At 69.6% G+C, this 22476-nt stretch carries 13 protein-coding genes; 4 read left to right on the top strand and 9 right to left on the bottom strand.

Annotation, left to right across the window (positions count from 1 at the left end; genetic code table 11):
• Nucleotides 1–297: 297 nt before the first annotated feature.
• Complete coding sequence (locus tag MYSTI_RS02595; protein WP_233278147.1) at nucleotides 298–1788, bottom strand: hypothetical protein; 1491 nt, start codon at nucleotides 1786–1788, stop codon at nucleotides 298–300.
• 117 nt (nucleotides 1789–1905) lie between these two features.
• Between MYSTI_RS02595 and MYSTI_RS02590 the strand changes: the two genes are divergently transcribed.
• Nucleotides 1906–2427, top strand: coding sequence for an SHOCT domain-containing protein (locus tag MYSTI_RS02590; RefSeq protein WP_015346136.1), 522 nt, complete (start codon nucleotides 1906–1908; stop codon nucleotides 2425–2427).
• A gap of 24 nt (nucleotides 2428–2451) precedes the next feature.
• Here the strand turns inward: MYSTI_RS02590 and MYSTI_RS02585 are convergent, their stop codons facing one another.
• From MYSTI_RS02585 to MYSTI_RS02575, 3 genes are all read right to left on the bottom strand, one after another.
• A complete protein-coding gene (locus MYSTI_RS02585; RefSeq protein WP_015346135.1) occupies nucleotides 2452–3630 on the bottom strand; it encodes an SDR family oxidoreductase in 1179 nt (392 codons plus the stop codon).
• Nucleotides 3631–3665: 35 nt separating this feature from the next.
• On the bottom strand, nucleotides 3666–4961 hold the full coding sequence (locus tag MYSTI_RS02580; protein ID WP_015346134.1) for an NTP/NDP exchange transporter: 1296 nt from the start codon (nucleotides 4959–4961) through the stop codon (nucleotides 3666–3668).
• Between the two features lie 114 nt (nucleotides 4962–5075).
• Nucleotides 5076–6374, bottom strand: coding sequence for a pyridoxal phosphate-dependent aminotransferase (locus MYSTI_RS02575; protein WP_015346133.1), 1299 nt, complete (start codon nucleotides 6372–6374; stop codon nucleotides 5076–5078).
• Nucleotides 6375–6765: 391 nt separating this feature from the next.
• On the opposite strand from MYSTI_RS02575, the gene MYSTI_RS02570 reads away from it, so the two are divergent.
• A complete protein-coding gene (locus MYSTI_RS02570) occupies nucleotides 6766–7776 on the top strand; it encodes a DUF1028 domain-containing protein (RefSeq protein WP_015346132.1) in 1011 nt (336 codons plus the stop codon).
• Nucleotides 7777–7914: 138 nt separating this feature from the next.
• On the top strand, nucleotides 7915–8661 hold the full coding sequence (locus MYSTI_RS02565) for an AMIN-like domain-containing (lipo)protein (protein WP_015346131.1): 747 nt from the start codon (nucleotides 7915–7917) through the stop codon (nucleotides 8659–8661).
• Nucleotides 8662–8691: 30 nt separating this feature from the next.
• On the opposite strand, the gene MYSTI_RS02560 is transcribed toward MYSTI_RS02565, so the two are convergent.
• The 5 genes from MYSTI_RS02560 to MYSTI_RS02540 all read right to left on the bottom strand — a co-directional run bounded on the left by MYSTI_RS02560 (nucleotide 8692) and on the right by MYSTI_RS02540 (nucleotide 20362).
• Nucleotides 8692–10647, bottom strand: coding sequence for a 4-alpha-glucanotransferase (locus tag MYSTI_RS02560; RefSeq protein ID WP_015346130.1), 1956 nt, complete (start codon nucleotides 10645–10647; stop codon nucleotides 8692–8694).
• Nucleotides 10648–10764: 117 nt separating this feature from the next.
• Entirely contained in the window at nucleotides 10765–13959 is a 3195-nt protein-coding gene (locus tag MYSTI_RS02555) for an efflux RND transporter permease subunit (protein ID WP_015346129.1), read from the bottom strand.
• A gap of 30 nt (nucleotides 13960–13989) precedes the next feature.
• Nucleotides 13990–15189, bottom strand: a complete 1200-nt coding sequence (locus MYSTI_RS02550; protein ID WP_015346128.1) for an efflux RND transporter periplasmic adaptor subunit — start codon at nucleotides 15187–15189, stop codon at nucleotides 13990–13992.
• A gap of 183 nt (nucleotides 15190–15372) precedes the next feature.
• On the bottom strand, nucleotides 15373–16332 hold the full coding sequence (locus tag MYSTI_RS02545) for an ADYC domain-containing protein (RefSeq protein WP_233278146.1): 960 nt from the start codon (nucleotides 16330–16332) through the stop codon (nucleotides 15373–15375).
• A gap of 217 nt (nucleotides 16333–16549) precedes the next feature.
• A complete protein-coding gene (locus MYSTI_RS02540) occupies nucleotides 16550–20362 on the bottom strand; it encodes a bifunctional serine/threonine-protein kinase/formylglycine-generating enzyme family protein (protein WP_015346126.1) in 3813 nt (1270 codons plus the stop codon).
• Between the two features lie 272 nt (nucleotides 20363–20634).
• On the opposite strand from MYSTI_RS02540, the gene MYSTI_RS41460 reads away from it, so the two are divergent.
• Nucleotides 20635–22470 (top strand): Ig-like domain-containing protein, encoded by a 1836-nt coding sequence (locus tag MYSTI_RS41460; protein WP_015346125.1) that lies wholly within the window; start codon nucleotides 20635–20637, stop codon nucleotides 22468–22470.
• Nucleotides 22471–22476: the final 6 nt, after the last annotated feature.

Below are 22476 nucleotides of genomic sequence, written 5' to 3'. Positions count from 1 at the left end.
TCACCGGAGCACCCGTGCTGGGGGGTACGGGGCGTCCGGGCAGTGAAATCGTCGGCCTGTGCACCGGGGGGAGCACGGGTCGCGAAGTGAAGACTTCGCTGGAGGGGTCCAAGGCCCTCCTGACACTCAGGGCGGGATGGAAGGTGACGTCGCGGGGGCGGCGTCACCCGTGGCAGGGGGACCCAGGGGGAGTGCTGCTCGCCAGAGGGGGAGAGCAGACTCCGAGCAAGGGTCATATCCGGGGGATGCTCCGCGTACACCGGGGCATCCCCCGTTGCTTTTCCACGCACCGGCGCGTCACTCCACGCGCAGCGCCGAGGTGCCCGTCAGCGTGCGGTTCAGCGTGAGCCACAGCACCTCACCCGCGTCGTCCACCGAGGCGAAGTAGTCCACGTCCGCGGCGAGCACCTGCTCATCCAGCAGCACGCGCGAAGGAGGCGTCGCCGCCGTGTAGCCCCGCAGCACCACCAGGGGCCTGTGCAGCGCCTGGGTGCCGGTGTCGAAGCGCAGCCGCGCGCGGTTCCCGGAGGCGAGTGCCTCCCACGTCGCATACACGGGGTTGAAGCCGGGCACGTCATACGGCACCGCGTCCGTGCGGGCCACGCCTCCCGGGCCCTGCGTGAGGACGCTGCCCTCGGTGGCGGTGAAGCGCACCCGCTGCCAGGACTCCACCGCCGCGGCCTGCTCCAGCACCGGGTCCTTCGAGTGGAGCCCCAGCACCATGAACACGGAGTAGCTCTGGTACGGGTGGCCGGAGAGCATGCCGTCGTCGCCGTAGCGCGCGTACTGGCGCCACCCCAGCGCCCCGTAGTTGCTGCCCCACGCCATGCGGTGCGAGCGCGAGTTGTTCGGGAGCTGGTACTGGTTGAGCTGATAGGTCCAGTTCCAGTCGACGGGCATCGGGCCGTCCTCGTCGCGCTGGCCCCAGCCCTCTCGATAGAGCCAGTAACCACCGGATGGCTTCTGCAACCACGTCTGTGTTTGAACCACGCCCATCTCCGCGTCGGGCGAGGCGGTCCACATGCGCGTGTACGGGACGACGTTGGGCTCGCGGTAGTCCCAGCCGCTCGCCATCGTCAGGCGCGAGCCCAGCGTCACGAAGCGGCGGCGGTCGCCCCACCCCAGGCCCGCGATTTCGGCGTTCGCGTTGCCGTCGAAGAGCAGGTCGCCATAGGGCGAGCGCACGTCCGCCTCCAGCGCGTCCGGCGGCACGCTCGAGGCATCGTGGGTGATGGCGTAGAGCGGATGGTCCCTGCCGGTGGCGAAGAGGTAGTGCACCGTCACCCGCACGGCGTGGCCCCCGAGCGGCAGCACCCAGTGGAACTCGTGGAGCGCGTGGTGGCGGCCCTCGAAGATGACGCGGCCCGTGCCGGTGACGCCCTCCGTCCAGTTGCCCCAGGACGCGCCCGTCCGGACATGGCACGTCACCATGCCCCAGCCCGGGACACCGTCGTCGGCGCCGTCACACGTGCGCGGGGCGCCCCGCGCTTCGTACACGTAGCGGCGGACATAGCCGCCACTCCAGCCCGCCGGGTCTCGCGTGTCGTTGCGCACCAGGAAGGCGGAGCGCGGCGCGCAGTCGCTGTCCCGCCACGCGTAGCGGTCCGAGCGGAAACCCGCGAGGTCCACGTTCCGCTCCAGGGCCAGGGGCACACAGGAGGGCCGCGGAGGCTCCGGGCGGACCTCCTTGCCACCGCAGGCGGCCAGCGCGACGGCGAGCAGCAGGGCCCCCCCGTGCCTCCACCTCGCGAAGAGGGGCGCCGGTGCCGTCATCGTGGGTCGCTTCAAGGGGGCGCTCCCGTGTGAGTCCCACCGGCCCAGGTCTCACCGGCCATCATGACCCGGGCACCCCGGCCCACACCGTGGGTTTCTCTCCAAGCGTTGACCATTTAGAGTCACGAGACCATGGAAGCAGTCGACCTCATCGTCGGTGGAAGTTGGGCCCTGTTCATCGCCATGGGCGTGGGCTTCATGCTCTGGGTGGTCGCCGCCTCCCGGAAGATTCAACATATCCGTGAGCACGGGCTCCCCGCGGAGGCCACGCTGCTGAGCCTGGAGCCCACCGCGGTGCTCATCAACAAGGTCCGCGTCTACAACAGCCTGCTCCAGGTGCGCGTCCCGGGCCGCCCTCCCTACGAGGTCCGGCTCAACAGCAGGACCCACGACTGGAACGTGCAGGTGCTGGAGCCGGGATTGGACCTGAAGGTCAGGGTGGCCCCGGACGACCCGAACCAGGTCGTCGTCATGGGGCCCCTGATTCCGCAGAACATGAGCAACCTCACCCGACTCCTGCAGCAGCCGGAAGGCAGCCTGCCCACCCCGGACCCGGTGAAGGCCCTGAAGGACCTTCAGCGGATGGCCAGCGAGGGCCTCATCACGGACGAGGAGTTCGAGCAGAAGAAGGCGGAGATTCTCGCGCGCCTCTGAGGCCTCGACCTCCCCCGCGGGGCGTCAGCCCGAATGGGCGTTGCCCTTGTCGTGCTCCTGGTGCCACGCGGCGAGCACCTCCTTCTCCCGCTCGGGAGACAGGCCCGCCTTCAGCTTGGCCTGTCGCTCCGGCGGCTCCGCCTTGAACCAGGCCAGCGTGTCGCGCACGGTGTCGGTGATGGGGCGGAACGTGAGCCCCTGGGCCAGCGCCTTCGCCACGCCGATGCGGCCCAGGCCCGCGTCCTCCCCCACGCGCGGCGCCCACGCCGGCATGTCGCCCCAGTGCTCCACCTTGTGCTTCGCCAGGAACGCCGTGTCCGCCCAGACCAGGCGCGCGTCGGTGCCCAGCGTCTTCTGGCTCGCCTCCAGGAAGTCGCGCATCAGCAGCGGGCGCGTCGGCCCCGTCGCGTTGTACGCGCCCGTCAGGTGGCGCTCCACGCCGAGGATGGTCCACGCGGCCAGGTCCCTGGCGTCGATGAACTGCACCGGGTCCTGTCCATCGCCGGGCGCGAGCACCTCGCCACCGCGCGACAGGCGCACCGGCCAGTACGTGAAGCGGTCCGTCGGGTCATCCGGTCCGATGATGAGCCCCGGGCGCACGTTGAACACGCGGCCGGGCATCGCCGCTTCCGCGGCCTGCTCACACAGCGCCTTCAGCGCGCCGTAGTACTTGTTCACGTCCTCCGTCGTCGGGTCCTCCACCTGCGCCAGGGGATAGGACTCGGTGATGCCGGGCGTCGTCAGGTCCTTGTAGACGGAGATGGAGGAGATGAAGGTGTAGTGGCCCACGTGGGGCGCGAGCAGCTCCGCCGACGCCTTCACGATGCGCGGCACATAGCCCGACGTGTCCACCACCGCGTCCCACTTGCGGCCCTCCAGCGCCTTGAGACCTTCCGCCTTGGTGGGGTCCCGGTCGCCCTGGAGCTTCTCCACGCCGGGGAACAGGCCCGGGTTCGTCTTGCCGCGGTTGAACAGCGTGACGGTGTGGCCTCGCGACTGCGCGTACTCCACCAGCGCCGGCCCCAGGAACTTCGTGCCGCCGAGGATGAGGATGCTCAGGGGCTTGCCCGCCTTCGCGCCCACCGCCTCCTGCCCTTGCGCGCCCGGCTCCCCCGCCGCGCCCGTGGTCGCACAGCCCATGGCCCACAGCGACCCCACCGTCACGGCCGCACCCTGAATCACATCCCTGCGAGACAGTTTCATGTCGTGTCGTCTCCCGCTTCGAGGTTCCACTGACTTCAGCGCGACGTGGCGCTGTCCAGGACGACGGGCGGGAACTCCCCCGCGCCCTCCTTGGACAGCCGCCGCTGCTCGCGCGACAGATAGAGCGAGACCACGAGCCACAGCCCCGCCAGGGGCACCGCCGCCAGCGACAGCCCCGTCATGCTCAGCCCCAACGAGGTGAGCCCGCCCTGCAGCCACGCGCTCACCGTGTCGCTGCCCCGGTACACCACCGTGTCGATGAAGCTCTTCGACTTGTAGCGCGCCTCGCGGTCCACCGTGGTGAAGAGGATTTCGCGCGAGGGGCGATCCAGCGCGTAGTGGCTGGCGCCTCGCAGCGCCTTGAACACCACCAGCACGCCCAGCACCGGCACCGCCGCGAGCCCCAGGAAGCCCAGCCCCGTCAGCACCGGCGCCACCGCCAGCGCCGCGCCCAATCCCAGACGCGAGATGACCCGCCCCGTGACGAGCGTCTGCAGCGCCAGCGTCAGGAGCTGCACGTAGAAGTCGATGTCGCCGAACATCGCGGTGCGCGCCGCCGCGTCCTTGCTCACCGCCGCCACCAGCCGCACCTCCTGGTAGTAGAGGAACGTGGACGTGGCCGCGTAGAGCAGCACCTGCAGCCCCAGCGCGAGCAACAGGGGCGAGGACAGCATCAGCTTCAACCCCGCCAGCACCCCACCGCCCACCGGCCCTTCCGCCGACGGGGGCTGGTGCTGGACGTCGCGGGCCCAGCGGCTCAGCCAGCGCACGCACTGCGCGCTCACCTCCAGCAGCACCGCGGACACCAGGATGAGGTTCACCGGGCCCACCGGCTCCGCCAGCCGTCCCACCAGGAAGGGCCCCACCAACATCCCCGTGGTGCCTCCCGCGGCGATGAAGCCGAACAGCCGCTTGCCCTGCTCGCTGGCGAACACGTCCGCCATGAAGCTCCAGAAGATGGAGACGACGAACAGGTTGTAGACGCTCAGCCAGATGTAGAAGACCCGCGCCACGCCCTCCTTCGCCACGCCCAGCTTCAGCACCACGAAGAAGGCCACGAGGCTGACGATGAAGAAGCGGTAGATGCGCGGCAGCACCACGCGCCGGGGCCAGCGCGCCACCAGCGCGGAGAACGCCGGCACCGCCAGCAGCATCACGATGAAGGTCGCCGTGAAGAGCCACGGCAGGCCCTTCACGCTGCCCGCCGTGCCCATCTCGTTGCGGATGGGACGGAGGATGGCGTAGCCACACATCAGCGTGAAGAAATAGACGAAGGACCCCAGGACGGCGCCGACTTCCTCGTCACGAACATCCACGAATCGCTTGAGCATGGGCACGAGGTCGCGCGCGTCTCGATGAACTCCGGTGGGTCGAGGGAGGGTCCCGCCGGGCGCGTCCCCGGCTGAACCCCGTCCCTTTTCGCGTATTCCCGCGAAGGCCGCGTCCTACTTCGTGGCCAGCGCCTCGCGCAGCGCCGCTTCCACGCGGGGCAGCGCCTCTTCGATTTCGGACACCGACGTCGCGCCCACCGACAGCCGGAACCAGCCGGTGTCCTCCATCAGCCCGAACGCCTGGAAGGGCACCACCGCGAAGCTCGCCTTCTCCAGGAGCAGCTTGCGGATGTCGTCATTCGTCTTCAGGCCGCCCTTGCCCACCAGGTCGAACTGGACCGACAGGTAGATGGCGCCCTGCGGCGCGATGTGGCGCACCGGCAGCCCCGCCTCGCGCATGCGCGTCAGGCCCTTGTGCAGCGCCTCCAGCCGCGCGTCCACGCGCTGGCGCATCTCCCCCAGGAAGGACTCCGTGGCGGGCACGTCCTCCAGGTAGCGCGCCACGGCGACCTGCTCGGCCTTGGGCGCCCACGCACCCACGTGGCCCAGCACGTCCCGCATCCGAGCGATGATGGTCGGCGGCCCCACGCCCCAGCCCACGCGCACACCCGTCGCCGCGAAGGCCTTGGAGATGCCGTCCACGAAGACGGTGTAGGGGGCGACCTCCGGCACCAGCTCCACGGGCGTCACGTGCTTCACCGCGCCGAAGCTCAGCACCCAATAAATCTGGTCGTACATCAGGATGAGCGGCTTGCGGCCCTGCTTCTCCCGCGCGCGGTTCTCCGCGACGACGCGCTCGCAGATGGCGCCCAGCGTGTCGGGCGCAATCATGGTGCCCGTGGGGTTGAGCGGGCTGCACAGGCACAGCAGGCGCGCGGAGCCCAGGTGCGGCGCCAACTGCTCCAGCGTGGGCATGAAGCCGTGCGCGGCGTCCGTCGTCACCACCACGCCCTTGGCGTTCATCATGTGGATGTAGTGGTTGTTGTTCCACGAGGGCACCGGGTAGACCACCGTCTCCCCCTCATCCAGCACGGCGCGGTACGTGCCGTAGATGATGGGCCGGGCGCCGCCCGCGATGACGATTCCCTCCAGCGGGTACTTCAGCCCCAGGGAGCGCTCATAGAAACGCTGCACGGCCTGGCGTAGGTCCAGCACGCCGTCCGAGGGCGGATAGTTCGTCTCGCCCGACTGGAGCGCCGTGGCGATGTGCGAGCGCAGGCCGTCGGGGATGGGGAACTCGCGCGGGTTGAAGTCGCCCACGGTGAGGTTGCAGACCTTGCGGCCTTTGGCCGCCAGCTCCCGGACTTCCGCCGCGATGCGGAGAATCTCGCTGCCAACGAGTCCACGCGCCATGGTGCCGACGGTGGCGTCGTCCCGCGAGGGACGTGGGAGGGTGGTGAGGTCGAGAGCCATGACGAAGGTATCTCCGGTTCGTGCGCGTGAAGGGGACGCGAGCTGCGGCCGGGCGCGCACCATACCCGCCACTCGGGCCCTTGTGGGGCATGTCCTGAAAACGTCGGCTGGAGTGCCACACCTTCAATTTTCCCGGAAGCGCGACGCGAGGGGCACCCGAGCCAGCGGGCCCTCGGCTTCGCGGCCATCTCCCTCATTCCAGAATTGACGGACGATTCGGCGATATGTCGCGCGGGGCTCCTCGTTCCTGGAGACAGCCGCTCCGAGGGACGCGCTGCCCCCCAGGCAGCACGCGCCTTCGTGTTTCACACGTCACCCAGCCCTGAGGTTCCTCCCCACCCGCGAGGTTTCCTTGCGCGGTGACGGCGGAGCCCTTCCCCGAGGTCCGTGCATGAAGCCCTTCCACCGTGGTCTCCTCGCCGCCGCGTCCCTCTTCTTGGCGTCCACCCCGGCCCTCGCGGGCGAGCGCCCCCTGACGAACCCGAGCGTTTTCGGCACGCGCGCCGTCGTGGCGTGCGACCCCGTGGAGAAGTCCTGCGGAATGGCCGTCATCTCGTTCCCCAGCGGCGTCAGCACGCTGGTGCCCTACGGGCGCTCGGACCTCGCGGTGGCCAGCATGTCGATGCCCTCGGTGGATGTCGCGCAGGCCATCATCGCCCGCATCGACGCGGGCTCGACCCCGCAGGAGGCCATCGACTGGGCGCAGACCGTCGACCCGTACGCCACCCTCCGCCAGCTCGCCGCGGTGAAGCTCCACCCGGACGGCACCGTGACGATGGGACAGGTCACGGGCGCGGACTCCAGCAGCCACCACTGCGCCATCCGGGACACCACCTTCGTCGTGCAGGCCAACAACATGACGACGCCCGACATGTGCCGGGCCATGGCGGACGGCTTCCGCCAGGCGAAGGGCAGCCTGCCGCAGCGGCTGTATGCGTCGCTCAAGGCCGGGGCGCGCGTGGGAGGCGACCGCAATGGTGAGCGCTCGGGCGTCATCCGCGTCTGGAACACCACCGTCGACACGGCCTTCTACACGCACGTGCTCGCGGACGCCGTCGTCCACGCCAGCTCCGACGCGCTCCGGGAGCTGGGCATCCAGCTCAACCGCTACCAGGGCACGCTGGGGGTGCCGTACCCCGCGGACCAGGTGACGCTCGACGCGGACACCGCGCGCTACGTCAAGCGCGTGCTGCGCAAGCTCGGGTACTACCACGGCCGCATGGATGGCTCGTGGTCCGATGCCGCGGAGCAGGCCCTGTACGACTTCAACTGGAACAATCTTTTCTTCCTGAAGCCCACCGAGGTGGTGGGCGGCACGCGGAAGATTGACGGCGTGCTGGTCAACTTCCTGCGGGACGCGGACCTGCGCGCGCTCGTCCGCGCTTCGGCCTCCGCGGAGTAGCGCGAGCCCTGTCCTCGGGCGGAAGGTGTGTTGCCTTCCGCGCACCCCGCCCTGGGACAGGTGCTGGCACAGGACGTCCGGTCATGAGAGAGGGTGTTCCTCGCGGCCCCACGCTTCGTGGGTCGACAGGGAGGAACGATGAAGCGCGCCGGACGCTGGCTGTCTTCGCTGTGGCTTGCCGGGTACCTGGGAGTCGCGGGGTGCTCCAAGAAGGAAGAAGCACCCCCGCCTCCCGCGGCCGAGCTACCCCCCGCCGAGGAGGCACCTCCCTCCATCCCCGCCCCCGAGGGAGCCACTCCTCGCGAGGGCGAGGCCGTCGCGAAGCCTCCCGTCCCTGTCGTTCCGGATGGGAGCACGGCGCTTCCGTCGAGCGAGGCGAAGGAGGAGCCCGCGCCCTCGAAGCCTCCGGCGCCCCCGGGAGGAGGCATCGCGCCCGAGGATGCGAAGAACCGCGAGTGGACCACGAGCCCGGTGGAGCTGAAGCGGAGCAGCGCGCCGCAGGCCACGCTGCGCTCCGTGCGCGCGGGGGCACATCCGGACTTCGACCGCGTGGTGTTCGAGTTCGAGGGGACGCAGCTTCCGGGCTACCGCGTGGAGTATCCGAAGGAGCCGGTGGTGCAGTGTGGCTCGGGTGACGTGGTGTCGCTCGCGGGCAAGGCCCAGCTCCAGGTGAGCCTCATGCCCGCGCGAGCGCACACCGATGCGGGACAGCCCACGGTCGCCACGCGGGAGCAGAAGGTCGCGCTGCCCGTGGTCGTGGAATTGGAGCGCATCTGCGACTTCGAGGGCGAGGTGTCATGGGCCCTGGGCACCCAGGGCACCGCGCCCTTCCGCATCATGGAGCTGAAGGAGCCCCCGCGACTCGTGGTGGACGTGCGGCACTGAGCGCGGAGCCCCTGCCTTCACGGGTGGGGGCTACGGGGTGTCCTGGCGCAGCTGGTCCGCGAGCCGGTCCAGCCCCGCGAGCAGCTCCCGGTGCTTCGTCACCGAGGCCGCTCCCCCCGCGCGCAGCGCCAGGGCCAGCACGGCGGGCAGGTTCATCGCCGCGTCCGTGCGCAGGCGCTCGCGGTACTCCGCCCTCCAGTCCTCGGACGCGCGCAGCGACCAGTTGCGCTCATCCACGGTGCCCGGCTCGTTGTACGTGCCGGTCATCCCCAACAGGTCCGTGAAGAACACCATGACGTTGCGCGCGCGGCTGGCGAACAGGTCCGCGAACTTCGCCTGCGCCAGCTTCCCCGGGTCCTGCGCCAGCGCTCGCGCGAGGTCCTCTCGCCGCGGCCCGGCCTCGGGACACAGCCGCGTCGCCAGGTAGTCCGCCTGTGCCTTCAGCGTGCCTCGCCACTGCCACTCCCCCACGAGGCGCCACAGCGACTTCGTGTCGTGGTTGCCCACCATCACCCAGTCCTCGGGCGCCACGTTCTCACTGCGATACACATCCGAGGGATTGCGCAGGTCCGCCTTCTGCGTGACGCGGAAGCGCCCCAGTCCATAGCGCGCGAGAACACGCCCCAGGGGATACGGCAGCGTACTCAGCACCTCGCCCAGCAGGTCTCCCAGGTCCCGCCCGTTGCGCCGCGCCGCCGCCACCACCGTGTCGAAGAGGATGCTGTAGCGCTGGACCTGCTCCGGCGTCAGCGACGTCACCTCTCCATCCGCGTACCGAGGCACCGAGCGGTCCAGCTGCTCGGGATGCACGACGGCGAAGCGCGCCAGCTCCGGGTGGTCGGACAGGTCCGGCGAGGAGAAGAGTCGCGCGCCATGCTGCACCGCCGCCAACGCGTCCGCCTGTCCGGAGCGATACACCCAGGGACACACGAGCCCGTGAGGATGGTCCAATCGCAGCCCGTCGTACTCCGCGAGCATCTTGTCCATGCGCGCGTCCATGAAGCGCAGCACCGCCCCATGTCCGAGCCCTTGCGTGAAGTACTGCTCCGGGTCCAGCACCGGGTAGTTCCACGGCTGCCCTTCGGGATTCGTGCGGCTGGGCGGCGCGCCCATCAGGTACGTGCGCAGGAACAAGCCCTGCCACGCCCACGCGTCGCGCGGTGAGAACCCGATCTGCAAGTCGCCGTAGAGCTTCAGGCTCCAGCGCGCCGTCCGCTCGCGCAGGCCCTCATGCTGCTCATGGACGAGGAACTGGAAGAACGCATAGCGCTCCAGTGCCTCTGAGGCGCTCGACTCCAACGCCTGGATTCTCGCGGCCGCGGCGCCCTCTTCTCCAGGGCGTGGGCTCCACAAGCGTCCGTCGAGAGAGTCCGCCCAGGGTCTCCAATCCGGCACGCCCTTCTCCTCGCACAGCACCTCGAAGAGCGCGTCGCGCAGCAGCCATGCCTGGTTCCGCTGTCGGAACACCCGCAACCGGTCCGCCAGGCCCTTCACCGCGGCGGAGGGGCTCGGCTCCGCGCGCTGACGTCGAAAAGACGTCCACGCCTCATCGAGCGCGGTGAGCTGCGCGCGGAAGGCCCACCGGTACCGCTCTCCCGGACCGGCCGAGCGCGGGCGTGCCTCCGCGAGCGCCGCGACACGCCCGCGAGGCAACAGCGCGCCCCAGGCCGCGTCCTCCAGCGGAGACAAGGCCCCATTCAGGACATTGCGAGAGAAGAGGGTCCCGTCATACGGCGAGGCATTCGCCTCACTCGTCTGCCCCTGCGGCCCCAACTGGATGCCGGTGAACCCGAGCGTGTGCGCGGTCTCCAGGAAGTCAGCCGCGCCTCGTGAGTAGGGCGAACCTCGGCCCAGGTCCTCGCCAGGCACGCTGGGAAAGCTGGCGTCCTGGATGCTCAGCACCAGGTTGCGGACCTCGAGCGCGGCCAGGGCTTGGGTGACAAGTCGATGGTGGTCTTCGGGCAGGGGCAGCGAATCTCGGGACATGGCGGCTGACGACCGACCCTAGGGGCCTGGAGCGCCCTCGCCAACCCTCCTCTCGCGCCGACGTTCAACATCCGTCCGAGCCGGACACTCCGGGAGACCTCGCCAACACCCTTGGCCTCACTTCTGTGGCGACTGGGGCGCCGGACGCGGGGTGCCTCCGCCACCGGGGTGAGGCCGCTCGTCACGGTCCGAGGTCCGCGAGCGGAAGACCTTGCGCGCCTTGCGCCCCAGCCATGTCCGCGTGTCCACCAGGATTTCGTACACCGTCGGAATCACCAGCAGCGTCAGCAGCGTGGACGTAATCGTTCCGCCAATCACCGCGCGACCCAGGGGGGCTCGGAAGTCGCCGCCCTCGCCCGAGCCGATGGCCACGGGAATCATGCCCGCCACCAGCGCGAAGGTCGTCATGATGATGGGGCGCAAGCGGATGCGGCCCGCCTCGATGAGCGCCTCGCGCAGCGGCATCCCCTTCTCGTGGGACCACTTCGCGAAGTCGATGAGGAGGATGGCGTTCTTCGCGACGATGCCCATCAGCAGGATGACGCCGATGAGGCTCATGATGTTGAGCGTGTCCCCCGTGATGAGCAGCGCCAGCACCACGCCGATGAGCGACAGCGGCAGCGAGAGGAGGATGGCCAGCGGGTCCAGGAACGAGCCGAACTGGATGACGAGGATGAGATACATCAGCAACACGGCCACACCCAGCGCGAGGAACACGCGCGAGAAGACCTCCTCCTGGTCCGCGGACTCGCCGCCCGTCGTCAGCGTGTAGCCCGCGGGCAGCTCCACCGTCGCCAGCCGCGTCTGGATGTCTCGCATCACCTCCGTCAACGAGCGCCCCTGCACGTTCGCCTGCACGTTGATGACCCGCTCCCGGTCCAGGTGCGTGATTTGCGCGGGCCCGAGGGACTGACGGATGTCCGCCACCTGCCCCAGCGGGACGAGCTTCGGCACGCCCTGCGGACTCGCGCCCACGTGGATGGGCAGGCGCGCGAGGTCGTCCGGGTTGTCTCGCGCCTCGGGCGCCAGGCGCACCATGACGTCTCGAGTCTCTCCCGTGGGGTCCACCCAATCACCGACATCGAGCCCCGCGAAGGCCGGCCGCAGCACCTGGGCCACCTGCCCCACCGTCACCCCGAGCTGCCCCGCGAGGCCCCGGTTCAGGTCCACCTCCAGCTCCGGCTTCTGCCCTCGGGTGGAGAGGCCCACGTCCACCGCGCCGGGCACCTGCTCCACCTCGCGCTGTACGCGCTGCGCCAGCTCCGTCAGCGTCTTCTGGTCCGAGCCACGCAGCTCCAACTGAATCTGCTTGAAGGCTCCGCCGAACCCCGAGGTGAAGACGGAGACCTTCGCGCCGCCCACGCGCGCCAGCTCCGTGCGCAGCGTGCTGCCCAGCGCATCCTGGCTCACGTCCCGCTCCGCCTTGGGCTCGAGCCTCACGTACACCAGGGCCTGGTCCACGCCGGGCGCGCTCAACGGCAGCGGCACGCCGATGGTGCTGTACGTATAGGCGACCTCGGGATGCGCCCGCGCCACCCGCGTCACCTCCTCCACCTTCCGCCGCGTGTACTCCAGGCTGGAGCCCGACGGCGTCTCCACCAGCAGCTCCACCTCCGAGCGGTCACTCACGGGAACGAAGCCCGCGCCCCCCACCGTGCCCTGGAGCACCAGCGCGCCGACGAGCGAGCCCACCGCCACCAACACCATGGCGAGCCGGTGGTCCAACGCCCAGGCGATGACGCCCTTGTACCGGTCCGCCTGCCGGTCGAACCACGTGTTGAAGCGCGAGAGGACGCGCGAGATGAAGCCGCGCCTTGCCCCCTGCTCCACCTGCGGGTCCGGCCAGTACGCACTGAGCATCGGGTCCAGCGAGAAGGAGACGAACAGCGACACCAACACCGCGCAGGCGATGGTGAGGGCGAAGGGCTTGAACCACTGCCCCGCCACGCCGTACATGAAGGCCACGGGGACGAAGACGGCGACGATGGAGAACGTGGTCGCCGACACCGCGAGCCCGATTTCCGACGTGCCCTCGCGCGACGCCGTGTAGTGGTCCTTCCCCATCTCGATGTGGCGGACGATGTTCTCGCGCACCACGATGGCATCGTCGATGAGGATGCCGATGGCGAGCGTCAGGCCCAGGAGCGACATCGTGTTGAGCGTGAAGCCGAAGACCCAGACGCTGATGAACGCCGCGAGCACGCTCACCGGCAGCGCCAGCCCCGTGATGACGGTGGAGCGCCACGAGTTGAGGAAGAGGAACACCACCAGCACCGTGAGGAGCGCGCCCTCCACCAGCGCCGACTGCACGTTCTCCACCGCGCTCTCCACGCGCACGCCCGCGTCACGGACGATGGCCAGCTTCACGCCCGAGGGCAGCCGCTTCTCCAGCGCCGCCACGCGCTCGCGCACGGCGTCGGCGACCTCGGTGGTGCTGTAGCCCTTCGACTTCAGCACGTCGATGCCGACCGCCTGCACCCCGTCGTAGAGCGCCAGCGTGCGAGGCTCCTCGGCGCCCACGAACACCTCTCCCAACTGTCCCAGCCGGATGACCTGTCCATCCCGCGTGGCCACCGCCATGTCCTGGAACTCCTCGGCTGTCTCGAGCCGACCCTTGAGGCGGATGGACTCCTCCTCCAGTGGCGAGTTGATGCGCCCCACCGGCGCGGCCAGGTTCTGCGCCCCCAGCGCGGTCACCACTTCCGCCAGCGAGATGCGCGCGGACTGGAGCGCCTCCGGCTTGAGCTGCACCGTCATCTCGCGCTCCACGTCGCCCACGACGTTGGCCTGCGCCACCCCCGGCACCGAGCGCAGCTCTCCCACCACCAGCGGGTCGGCCACGCGAGACAGCGCCGCCACATCGAGCCGCTCCGACGTCAGCGTCAGCGAGACGATGGGCGCATCCGCCGGGTCGAACCGCGTGAGCACGGGCTCCTCCATCTCCCGAGGCAGGTCCGCCCGCTTGCTGGAGATGGCGTCCCGGATGTCCTGCGAGGCCTCCTGGATGTCCTTCTCGAACTCGAAGAACACCGTGAAGGTGGCCAGGCCGTCCGTCGCGGTGGCCGTCGTCTCCTTCGGGTCCACGCCGCTGATGGCGAAGATGGCGTCCTCGATGGGCTCGACGATTTCGCGCTCCACCGTCTCCGGTGCGGCGCCTGGGTAGACGATGCTCACCGCGATGACGGGGGCCTGGACGTCCGGGAACTCGTCCGTCTCGAGCTGCCACAGCGCGACCAGTCCGAAGATGACCAGGGTCACCATCGCGGTGATGGTGACGATGGGACGCTTGATGGCGAAGTCGGAGATGAACACGGGTGTCTCCCTCTTCCGAAGAGGCGCGGCTCAGGGGCTGGGTTGCTTCGGCGCTGCGTCCTTCGGAGCGCCTCCGTCTTCTCCGGAAGCACCCCCTCCACCCACGCCGAGCGCGTCCTCGCGCGGTGGCTCCACCTTGACGCGTGCGCCCTCGCGGACCGCGTCTCGCGCGGAGCCCAGCAACACCACGTCCCCTTCCTGGAGCCCCTGGCGCACCTCCACACGCTTCTCCACGTCGTCGCGCAGGCCCAGCTGCACGGGGACTCGCTCCACGCGCTCCTCGCGCACCCGGAGGACCTGGGGCTTGCCCTCCGAGTCATCGAGCGCCCCCAGCGGCACGGAGAGCCCCTCCACCGTCTTCGCCGCCACGCGCCCCTCCGCGAACAGCCCCGCGAGGAGCTGGAGGTCCGTGTTGGGAATGGCCACGTAGATGCGCACCTGCCCGGAGCCCGGGTCCACCACCGGGTTGATGTGCTCCACCTTCCCCGTGAAGGAGCGGTCTCCGTAACCGGTGACCTTGAACTCCACCGGTGTCCCCACCTTCACCTGGCCCAACCGCGCGGCCGGCACCGAGGCCTCCAGGCGCAACGTACGAGGGTCCACCACGGTGAACAGCGCCGCGCCGGGCTGCACGACGTCGCCCTCGCTCGCCTGTCGCTCGCTCACCACGCCCGCGATGGGCGCCACCACCCGCGTGCGCCCCAGCTGCTCCTGCGCCAGGGCCAGCCGCGAGCGCGCCTCCGCCAGCTGCCCCTTCGCCTGGGCCACGGACAACTGCGCCCGCTCGAAGTCGCGCTGGGTGATGACGCCCGCCTGGGACAGCTTCGCGCTGCGCTCCTGCTCGGACTCGGCCACCTGCAAGGCATTGCGCGCCGTCTCCACCGTCGTGCGCGCGGCGATGACCTGGTCTCTCAGCGTCGCATCATCGATGCGCGCCAGGGGCTGGTCCTTCTTCACCACCTGCCCCTGCTGGGCCTGGACATCGAGGATGGTGCCACCCACCTGCGCTCGCACCGAGGCGGCCGTGCGGGCCTGGAGGGAGCCGGAGATGCCAGGGCCGGAGCGCAGCTCGCCTTGCTCCACGAGCGCCACGTTCTCCCGCCCCAACGACACCAGGGGCTCCGCGGGCGGCGCCGCCTCGCTCGAGCCCTTCTTGCAACCCGTCAGCGCGCAGGCCACCGCCAGCAGCAGGCCCGCGGCCACCCGCTTCTCTCGTCGGGCTCGTCTCACCGCGCCTCCGTTCTCCGCCAGTCACTCCCCTGCCCCTGGCGGGCCGGCTAAACGTGGTGTCGACTCCTTGCCTCCGGAAGTCGCCCGTCCCCCTCTCCCTGCCCCAGAAGACAGAGACAGGCCGTCTGCTCCCGGGAACACCGGGCAGCCAGCTTCAGCGAGCGCTCCTCCGTGCGGCGGTCCTCAGTACGGCCCCTGCGTCCCGGCGACCGGGATTTCACTCATCAGCAGCGTGCCCAACAGGAAGCTCGTGGGGAGGCCGCAGACCGGAATCACCGAGCGCGAGGGGCACAGCACCTCGCGCCCTCGCGCCCGCGTCGTCGGCGCCCGGCACCGCGAGCCCTGCGTGTCCCACTCCGCCTCCACACTCCACCCCTCGGAGTCCCGCTGCACCCCCGAGGCGTCGTACAGATTCACCCACGTCCCATCCACCGTGAACGACGTGCCATCACCGCAGAAGTCCGCGCGCACCATGCGCGTGCAGGCCTGGTGCAGCTTCCCCAGGTCATGCCCTCCCGCCACGCCCCCCCACGGGCGATAGCCGAAGCGCATGCACTTGGCGATGGCCGCGCCCTCGCAAGCGAAGGTGAAGGACTGCGCGTCCTCCGTCTTCGAGCCGCCCCCCGCGACGCCCTGCCGGTAGTCCCAGCGGCCCGACACCGCAATCGCGCCCAGCGTGCCGCCCCCGTCCGCCGTGCAGATGGGCCGCCACGCGTCCTCGTCCCGCGAGTAGTAGGAGACGCGGTAGACCCAGAGGTCCGCGTTCGCGCCCGTGCCCGGCTGGATGTCGTCGACGCGCAGCGAGACGATGGTGCCATCGCCCAGCTCACCGACGAAGCTCGCGCCCAGGAAGTCCATGCCGGAGACGTGGCCGCTCGCGGACTCGGCGTGGAAGACGCTGCCCTCCAGCCACGTCTGCGTCAGCGCGCTGGCGCGAGGACCCGCCCGACGCGCGCCATCGAAGCGCACCGCCACCAGCATCCCCGACAGGTCCGTGCCGTTGAGGTTGCGGCCATTCAGGTTGCGGCCATTCAGGTTGCGACCGTTGGGCGCCGATAACTCGGCCACCCGGGTCGCCAGCGTGTCACGCGGCTCCTCCGCCCCCGCGCCCTCACACCCCATCAACCCGACGGCGATGAGCATCGCCCCAACCTTCCACCTCGCCACCATGGCACTGAACCTCCTGAGACACCGGACAGCACACAAGGTTCGCAGGGGCTTGCTCGCTCGCAAGCCGCGGTGGTCAGCCGTGAACAGAGGCATCGTCCGCGCGGAGGCGGCTCCTCCACGGCGCAGCGCGGACGCGGGGTTCCAACGTCCGGTGGACGCGCGGCCCTTGCTGCCTCCGACGCAAGGAGCGTCAGGGCGTCGACGACGGGGGATCCGCGCACACGCGCAGGCCCATGCCCACGTCTCGCAACGACGCCTCCGGCAACTCCCGGTTCGTCGAGCGCGCGGACGTGGCCGCGAAGCCGAAGCTCCCGCCCCGCGCCACCGCCCGCCCCGGCTCCAACCACGAGCGCGTCCACTCCCAGACGTTGCCCGCCATGTCATCCACTCCGAACGGACTGCGCGACGCGGGATGACTGCCCACGACATCCGGGCCGAAGCCTCCCGGCTGCTTGCCATACGTGGTGTCGATGTTCGCGTCGTCCGGGCCCAATCTGTCGCCGTGAGGGAACTCGCGGCCATCCACGCCTCGCGCCGCGCGCTCCCACTCCAGCTCCGAGCACAACCGCGCCCCCGGCACCCGGCCGCTGAGCGACAACCACGTGACATATGCCTCTGAGTCACGGAAGGAGACACCGCTCACCGGGAAGAGGAGCCAGTCCTGCTCCTGTCGGCGCGAGCGGGCCGCGTAGCGCACGGGCTCTCCCGCGCGGGCCTCGTAGCGCACGTCGCCGGGTTGGAAGCTCAGCCTCCAGACGCCGTCCACGGAGTCCAGGGACAGCGCGCCTCCGTAGCCCCCCGTCCCCACGTGGGGCCGATGCGCGACGCGCTGGGGGGCGGGGAGGGACTCCAGGAAGGCGAGCCATTCGGCGTACGTCACCTCGTGGCGCGCGATGAGGAAGCCGGGCACCTGCACCGCGTGCTGCGGCACCGCGTTGAAGAACTCACGGACGCTGGCGTCGGCGGCGCTGCCGAAGCGCACCTCACCCGGCGGAACGAAGACGTAGCCCTCTGGAATCGAGCCCTCCGGAGGCAGGCGCAACTCCAGACGCCGAGCCTCCCCGCGCCGCAACATCAGCGGCTGCGTCACCGCCTCCTGGTGCGGCGCGCGCAGGGTGAGGAGATAGGAGCCAGGGGGGACGGTGATGTCCATCCAGGACTCGGACTCCAGCGGCAGCGGCTCTCCGGGCTGCTCTTCGCCCTGGGCGTCTCGGGTCAGGGGACGCAGCTCCACTTCGACGTCGTGGGCGGCGACGTCCAGCGTGAGGCGCGCGGGCGCGGTCCACTGCTTCCAGCGACTCCCTTCCGCGTCGTAGAGCCGGAGGCGCTGGAGCAGCGTGGGCAGCGCGGCCAGCTCTCCATCCTGCTCGGCCCAGAGGGCGCGCTCGTAGAGGAACCCCGCGAGCGCGTCGCGCACATCGGAGCGCTCGGGGGCCAGCGCCAGGGCTCGCTCCAGGCGCCCGGCGACTCCGTCGAAGCGGTGGCGGACCTGCGAGGCCCGCGCGACGCTCTTCCCCCAGAGCCGGTCCGCATCGACCTTCTGGCCACTGCCGTAGAGACGGAAGGCCTCCACGCGCTCGGAGAGGAGCAGGTCCTTGGCCTGCAGCGCGGAATCGAGGGATTGGCTCGCGTCCTCCAGCTCCGCGCGCACCGTGCGCTCCAGGCTCCAGCGGTCGCGCAGCTTCAGCCCGCCGTACACCAGGCCGAGCGACACGAGGAAGCCCGCGACCAGGGCATGCCGGAGGGTTCGACTCCGCACGAGGGTCCGACGCGAGGCGCGCAGGAAGTCCTGCTCACGGCGGGTCAGCTCGCCCGTGTCCAGGACCAAGGCCTCGGAGAGCTGGCGCGAGCCCCAGAGCAGCTCGCGCGAGTGGCCGTGCTTCTCCCAGTGCGCGGCGGCGGCCTCGAGCAGGGCCTGCACCTCGCGACGCTCGGCGGCCTCCGCGAGCCAGTGCGCCAGCGAGCGCCAACCCGAGAGGAGCGCCTCATGGGCCAGCTCGTAGGACGTTCCTTCCGGGGCTTCTCGGGCCACCAGGAGGCGGGCTCGGACGAGCGCCTCCAGCGCGGCGCGGTAGCGCGGGTCTTCTCCCGCGAGCTCCCGGTCTGTCTTCCGCGCGCGCGTGCCGTCCGCGGTGACGAGCCGGAGGAGCACGCCTCGGGCGGCGATGCGTTGGTCGGGGAGCAGTCGCTCCACCGCCGCGTCCGCGTGCCGGGCCAGTGCGCCCGCGACTCCGCCCAGGGAGTCGAGCGCGGCCTGGGTAATCAGCTGGGCCTTCTGGTCGCGCGCATCCCAGAGCTCCGCGAGGGCGAACTGGAGCAGCGGGAGTCCGCCCTCCGCGGCCGCCGCGGCGACGAGGGAGTCCACCAGGTGTTCTGACTCGAAGCGCACGCCCTTCACGCGGGCGGGGCCGGTGACGGCTTCGCGGGTCTCCTCGGGAGTCAGGGCGCGCAGCAGGTACAGCGCCCCGGGCACCTCCGCGCCCAGGCCGGGCACGGTGGTGAGGCGGGTGAGGAAGTCGCTGCGACTGGAGGCCAGGAGACGCACGCCGCTGGCTCCCTCCGCGAGAACCCCCAGCGCCTGTCCCGCCAGCGCGGCCTCGGTGGAGTCCGAGAGGGTCGCCAGCTCCTCGAGTTGGTCCACGTAGATGAGCAAGCCCTCGTGGGCACCCAACCGTGCGCGCAGCCTGCGCACGAGGCTGGAGGGCTCCGAGCGGAGCGCTTCGGCGAGCGAGTCCTCATCGATGGACAGGAGGGGGGCGAGCACGGCGGCCAGCGCGGCCACGGGCCTGCGGCCTGGGACGAGTCGGACGGTGCGCCAACGCCGGCCGTCCTCGAGTCCTCCGTCGACGACGGCGGGGAGGATGCCCGCGAGACACAGCGAGGACTTGCCCACGCCGGAGTCGCCGGTGATGAGCAGGAAGGGCTCGGCGCGCAGACGCTCGAGGACGGCCTGGCTCTCGCGGCGGCGGCCGAAGAAGAGGGCGCGGTGTTCAGCCTCGAAGGAGCGCAGTCCTCGATAGGGATTGCCCTCGGGGACGAGCGAGGGGGCGTCATCGCGTGAGAGGGATTCGAGGACCTCCAGGAGCTGGGCCGCGGAGGCGAAGCGCTCGGAGGGTTCTCTTCGCAGACAACGGTCGATGATGTTGGCGAAGGTGGTGTCTACCTGGGGGGCCACCTGGATGAGGGGTGGGGCGTCTTGGTTCCGGACCACGTTCGGCAGCTCGCGCCAGGGGACCTCGCGGAAGGGGCCTCGGCCGGCGCAGAGCTCGTAGAGGACGGTGCCCAGTGAGTACACGTCGCTGCGGGCGGTGAGCTCCTCTCCGGCCCAGGCTTCGGGGGACATGTAGTACGGCGTGCCGACGAGTGAGCCTTGAGGCAGCGAGGGGAGGAAGACACCGTCGAGTGAGCGGGGGGAGCCTCGGGGAGAGTCGTCCGGGTCCAGGTCGGCGGGGAGCTCGGGAGGGACGGGGTTGCGCGGAGGGGCGGGGTCCTCGGAGCCCGCGGCGTTGTCGAGGAGCTTGGCGAGGCCGAAGTCGAGCAACTTCACGGTGCCGCCCTCGGTGAGGACGGCGTTGCCGGGCTTGATGTCGCGGTGGAGGACGCCTCGGCGGTGGGCGGCGCCGAGGCCCCGGGCGAGGTCCTGGCCGATGGTGAGCACCTGCTCCCAGCTCACGGGCTTCACGAGCCGGTCGAGGCTCACGCCTCGGATGAACTCGGAGACGAGGTAGGGCTGTTCGTCGAGTTGGCCGACCCGGTAGAGGGTGACGACGTTGGGGTGCTGGATGCGAGCGGCGGCGCGCGCTTCGACGAGGAATCGGGCGAGGGCGTGGGGGCCGAGGGTGGGGATGAACTTCACGGCGACGGGGCGCTCGAGCAGCGTGTCGTGAGCCAGGTACACGCGGCCGGTCCGCCCCCGTCCGATGGGCCGCACGATGCGGTACTCGTCGAACTCCGGGGGCGGAGTCCACGCGTCCGGCTGCGGGGAGGCGGCAGGGGTTCCCACTCCCAGGGCGTATCCATTCCAGCGGAGAACGGCAACCTGCCACCCCGGAGGAACGGTCTCGGGATGGGAGGAGCCTGGGGGGAATGTCAGGCGGTGGGCACTCCCTCAATCCGTCGGCGGGGCTGCTCGAAGCTGGATGGGCGTCCAGCCAAGCAGACTCGCCATTTCAAGGGTCTGGCCGAGCCCCCTCGTCGAAAGGTGGGCATCGGAAGAGGGGCCTCGCGTCCCGGGCTCGTGGGATGCTTGGAATACGTTCTGCAATTCCCGACACCATGAAACGACTTCTCTCCCCCGCGTTGCTGCTCCTCGTCACATCCGCCTGCCTTTCCATCCCGGGAGTCGAGCAGGTCGAACCTGATTCCGGGAGTCCCGACGGAGGAGATGTCGGAGCGGGCAACCCGGACTCCGGGCCCCCCGTAGAGGCCCTTGCGGCCCGGTTCGTCTCGCCCGAGGCCGTGACACATGCGCGAGGAACGGTGCTCATCCAGGCCGAGGTCCGCGGGGCGCCCAGCGCGGTGGAGTTGTTGATTGATGAGGGGGCGGGTGTGCTGCTGTCCGCCCCTTACGCCTTCGAGTGGGACACCACCCAGGTTCCAGAAGGAACACACAGGATCAAGGTCCGCGCCACCAAGGGGGCACAGGTCGTCGAGACCGAGGAGCGGACGGTCTTCGTCGACCGGACGGCGCCGACGGTCATGGCGAGGACTCCGGCACCTCAGGCGAAGAACGTCTCCGTGCGAGAGGCCATCACGCTGAGCTTCTCGGAGCGAATCGCGGAGCAGAGCGTGACGCCGGAGACTCTCAAGCTGCTCGTCAATCAGGGGCCGCAGGAGGCCACGCGCACGCTCTCTTCCGACGGGATGACGGTCACGATCTCGCCGAAGGCGACCCTCAGCGTCCCGAATGTGGCATCCGTGGAGGCAACGTCTGGCATCACGGACCTCGCAGGCAATGCGCTGGTCCTTCCGCAGGAGGTTTGGTCGTGGGAGCTGCCAGCCATGAGGGTTGAGGCCACCATCGACCTTTCGAGGCAGTTCGCCCCTTTTCCGCCTGCCGCATTTGTACTGGACGACCTGAGCAATCCCATCCTGGCGCATGCAACCAACTACGACTTCGCCGTCTCACATTGGAGCAACTCGACGTGGAACTCCTTGGGCAAGGTGCTCTCGGCCAGCTTCCTGGCGAATCCAAGCATCAAGAGGCTTCACGACGGAACCCTATTCATTGCCATCACACAGTCTCAACGCCAATTTCTCTCACTCTATCGACGAGTCGGAGCAGTTTGGTTCCCCCTTGAGTCTGATCGCCCCATCAGCCCTGAGTATTCCCCGTACTCTCTGAGCGTCACCCAGAACAAGCTACTCGGCATTGCCTTCTCAGCAGCAGATGCTCCGGGACGGCTCGAGATTCGACAATGGAATGGGTCCACCTCTGCTCCCATGGGTGCACCTATCGAAATGACAGACCCTCAGCTCAGAGCAGGCTCCCCTTCACTCCATCTCGACGACAATGGAAAGCATGTCGTTGCATGGACGGAAGTCAGCAGCGGCGGCACGTTCGGCAACATCCGCGCCCGCCAATGGAATGGCACGGAGTGGATCGCACTTGGAGACAAGATCAACAACCTTCCCACACCAGGACTCCCAAAGGAGGGAGGTAGCCCTTCCGTGCAGCTCGATGCAGAGGGGATTCCGACAGTGGCTTGGATTGGAGCGATTCCTCGCATCAAATTTGAAACATCACAACACTATGGCATCTATGTTCACAAATGGAACGGCTTCTTCTGGGAACAGCAAGGAGAGTACCTGCGGTGTGACAATGACCCAATGAGCCGATCAACGAATGTAAAGAATCCAACCCTCAGGTTCACCAAGAATGGGCGTGCCATTGTTGCCTGGTCCGAGGCCACATCAATCCCCATAATCTGCCTCAGCTTTTGGGACGGGACGCGCTGGGCTCGTCTCAGTGACACATCAGCAATACCACACCCCCTCAGACACGACTTCCAGATAGAGCTCGACGACCAAGACCGTCCGGTCATCGCAGGGTTCTTTGAAGGCCCTCCTCCCTACAACACGTTCTCCGTCATCGCGCGGGTCAATCAATAACAGAGG

Source organism: Myxococcus stipitatus DSM 14675 (genome assembly GCF_000331735.1).
Classification (GTDB): domain Bacteria; phylum Myxococcota; class Myxococcia; order Myxococcales; family Myxococcaceae; genus Myxococcus; species Myxococcus stipitatus.
The sequence above is the reverse complement of the archived record's forward strand: the minus strand, read 5'-3'. Positions and strand labels throughout refer to the sequence as shown.

Bases quoted from the DNA above. Each gene is read 5' to 3' on its own strand.
- MYSTI_RS02590 (WP_015346136.1), top strand. From the start codon at position 1,906: ATGGAAGCAGTCGACCTCATCGTCGGTGGAAGTTGGGCCCTGTTCATC.
- MYSTI_RS02585 (WP_015346135.1), bottom strand. From the start codon at position 3,630: ATGAAACTGTCTCGCAGGGATGTGATTCAGGGTGCGGCCGTGACGGTG.
- MYSTI_RS02580 (WP_015346134.1), bottom strand. From the start codon at position 4,961: ATGCTCAAGCGATTCGTGGATGTTCGTGACGAGGAAGTCGGCGCCGTC.
- MYSTI_RS02575 (WP_015346133.1), bottom strand. From the start codon at position 6,374: ATGGCTCTCGACCTCACCACCCTCCCACGTCCCTCGCGGGACGACGCC.
- MYSTI_RS02570 (WP_015346132.1), top strand. From the start codon at position 6,766: ATGAAGCCCTTCCACCGTGGTCTCCTCGCCGCCGCGTCCCTCTTCTTG.
- MYSTI_RS02565 (WP_015346131.1), top strand. From the start codon at position 7,915: ATGAAGCGCGCCGGACGCTGGCTGTCTTCGCTGTGGCTTGCCGGGTAC.
- MYSTI_RS02560 (WP_015346130.1), bottom strand. From the start codon at position 10,647: ATGTCCCGAGATTCGCTGCCCCTGCCCGAAGACCACCATCGACTTGTC.
- MYSTI_RS02545 (WP_233278146.1), bottom strand. From the start codon at position 16,332: ATGCTCATCGCCGTCGGGTTGATGGGGTGTGAGGGCGCGGGGGCGGAG.
- MYSTI_RS41460 (WP_015346125.1), top strand. From the start codon at position 20,635: ATGAAACGACTTCTCTCCCCCGCGTTGCTGCTCCTCGTCACATCCGCC.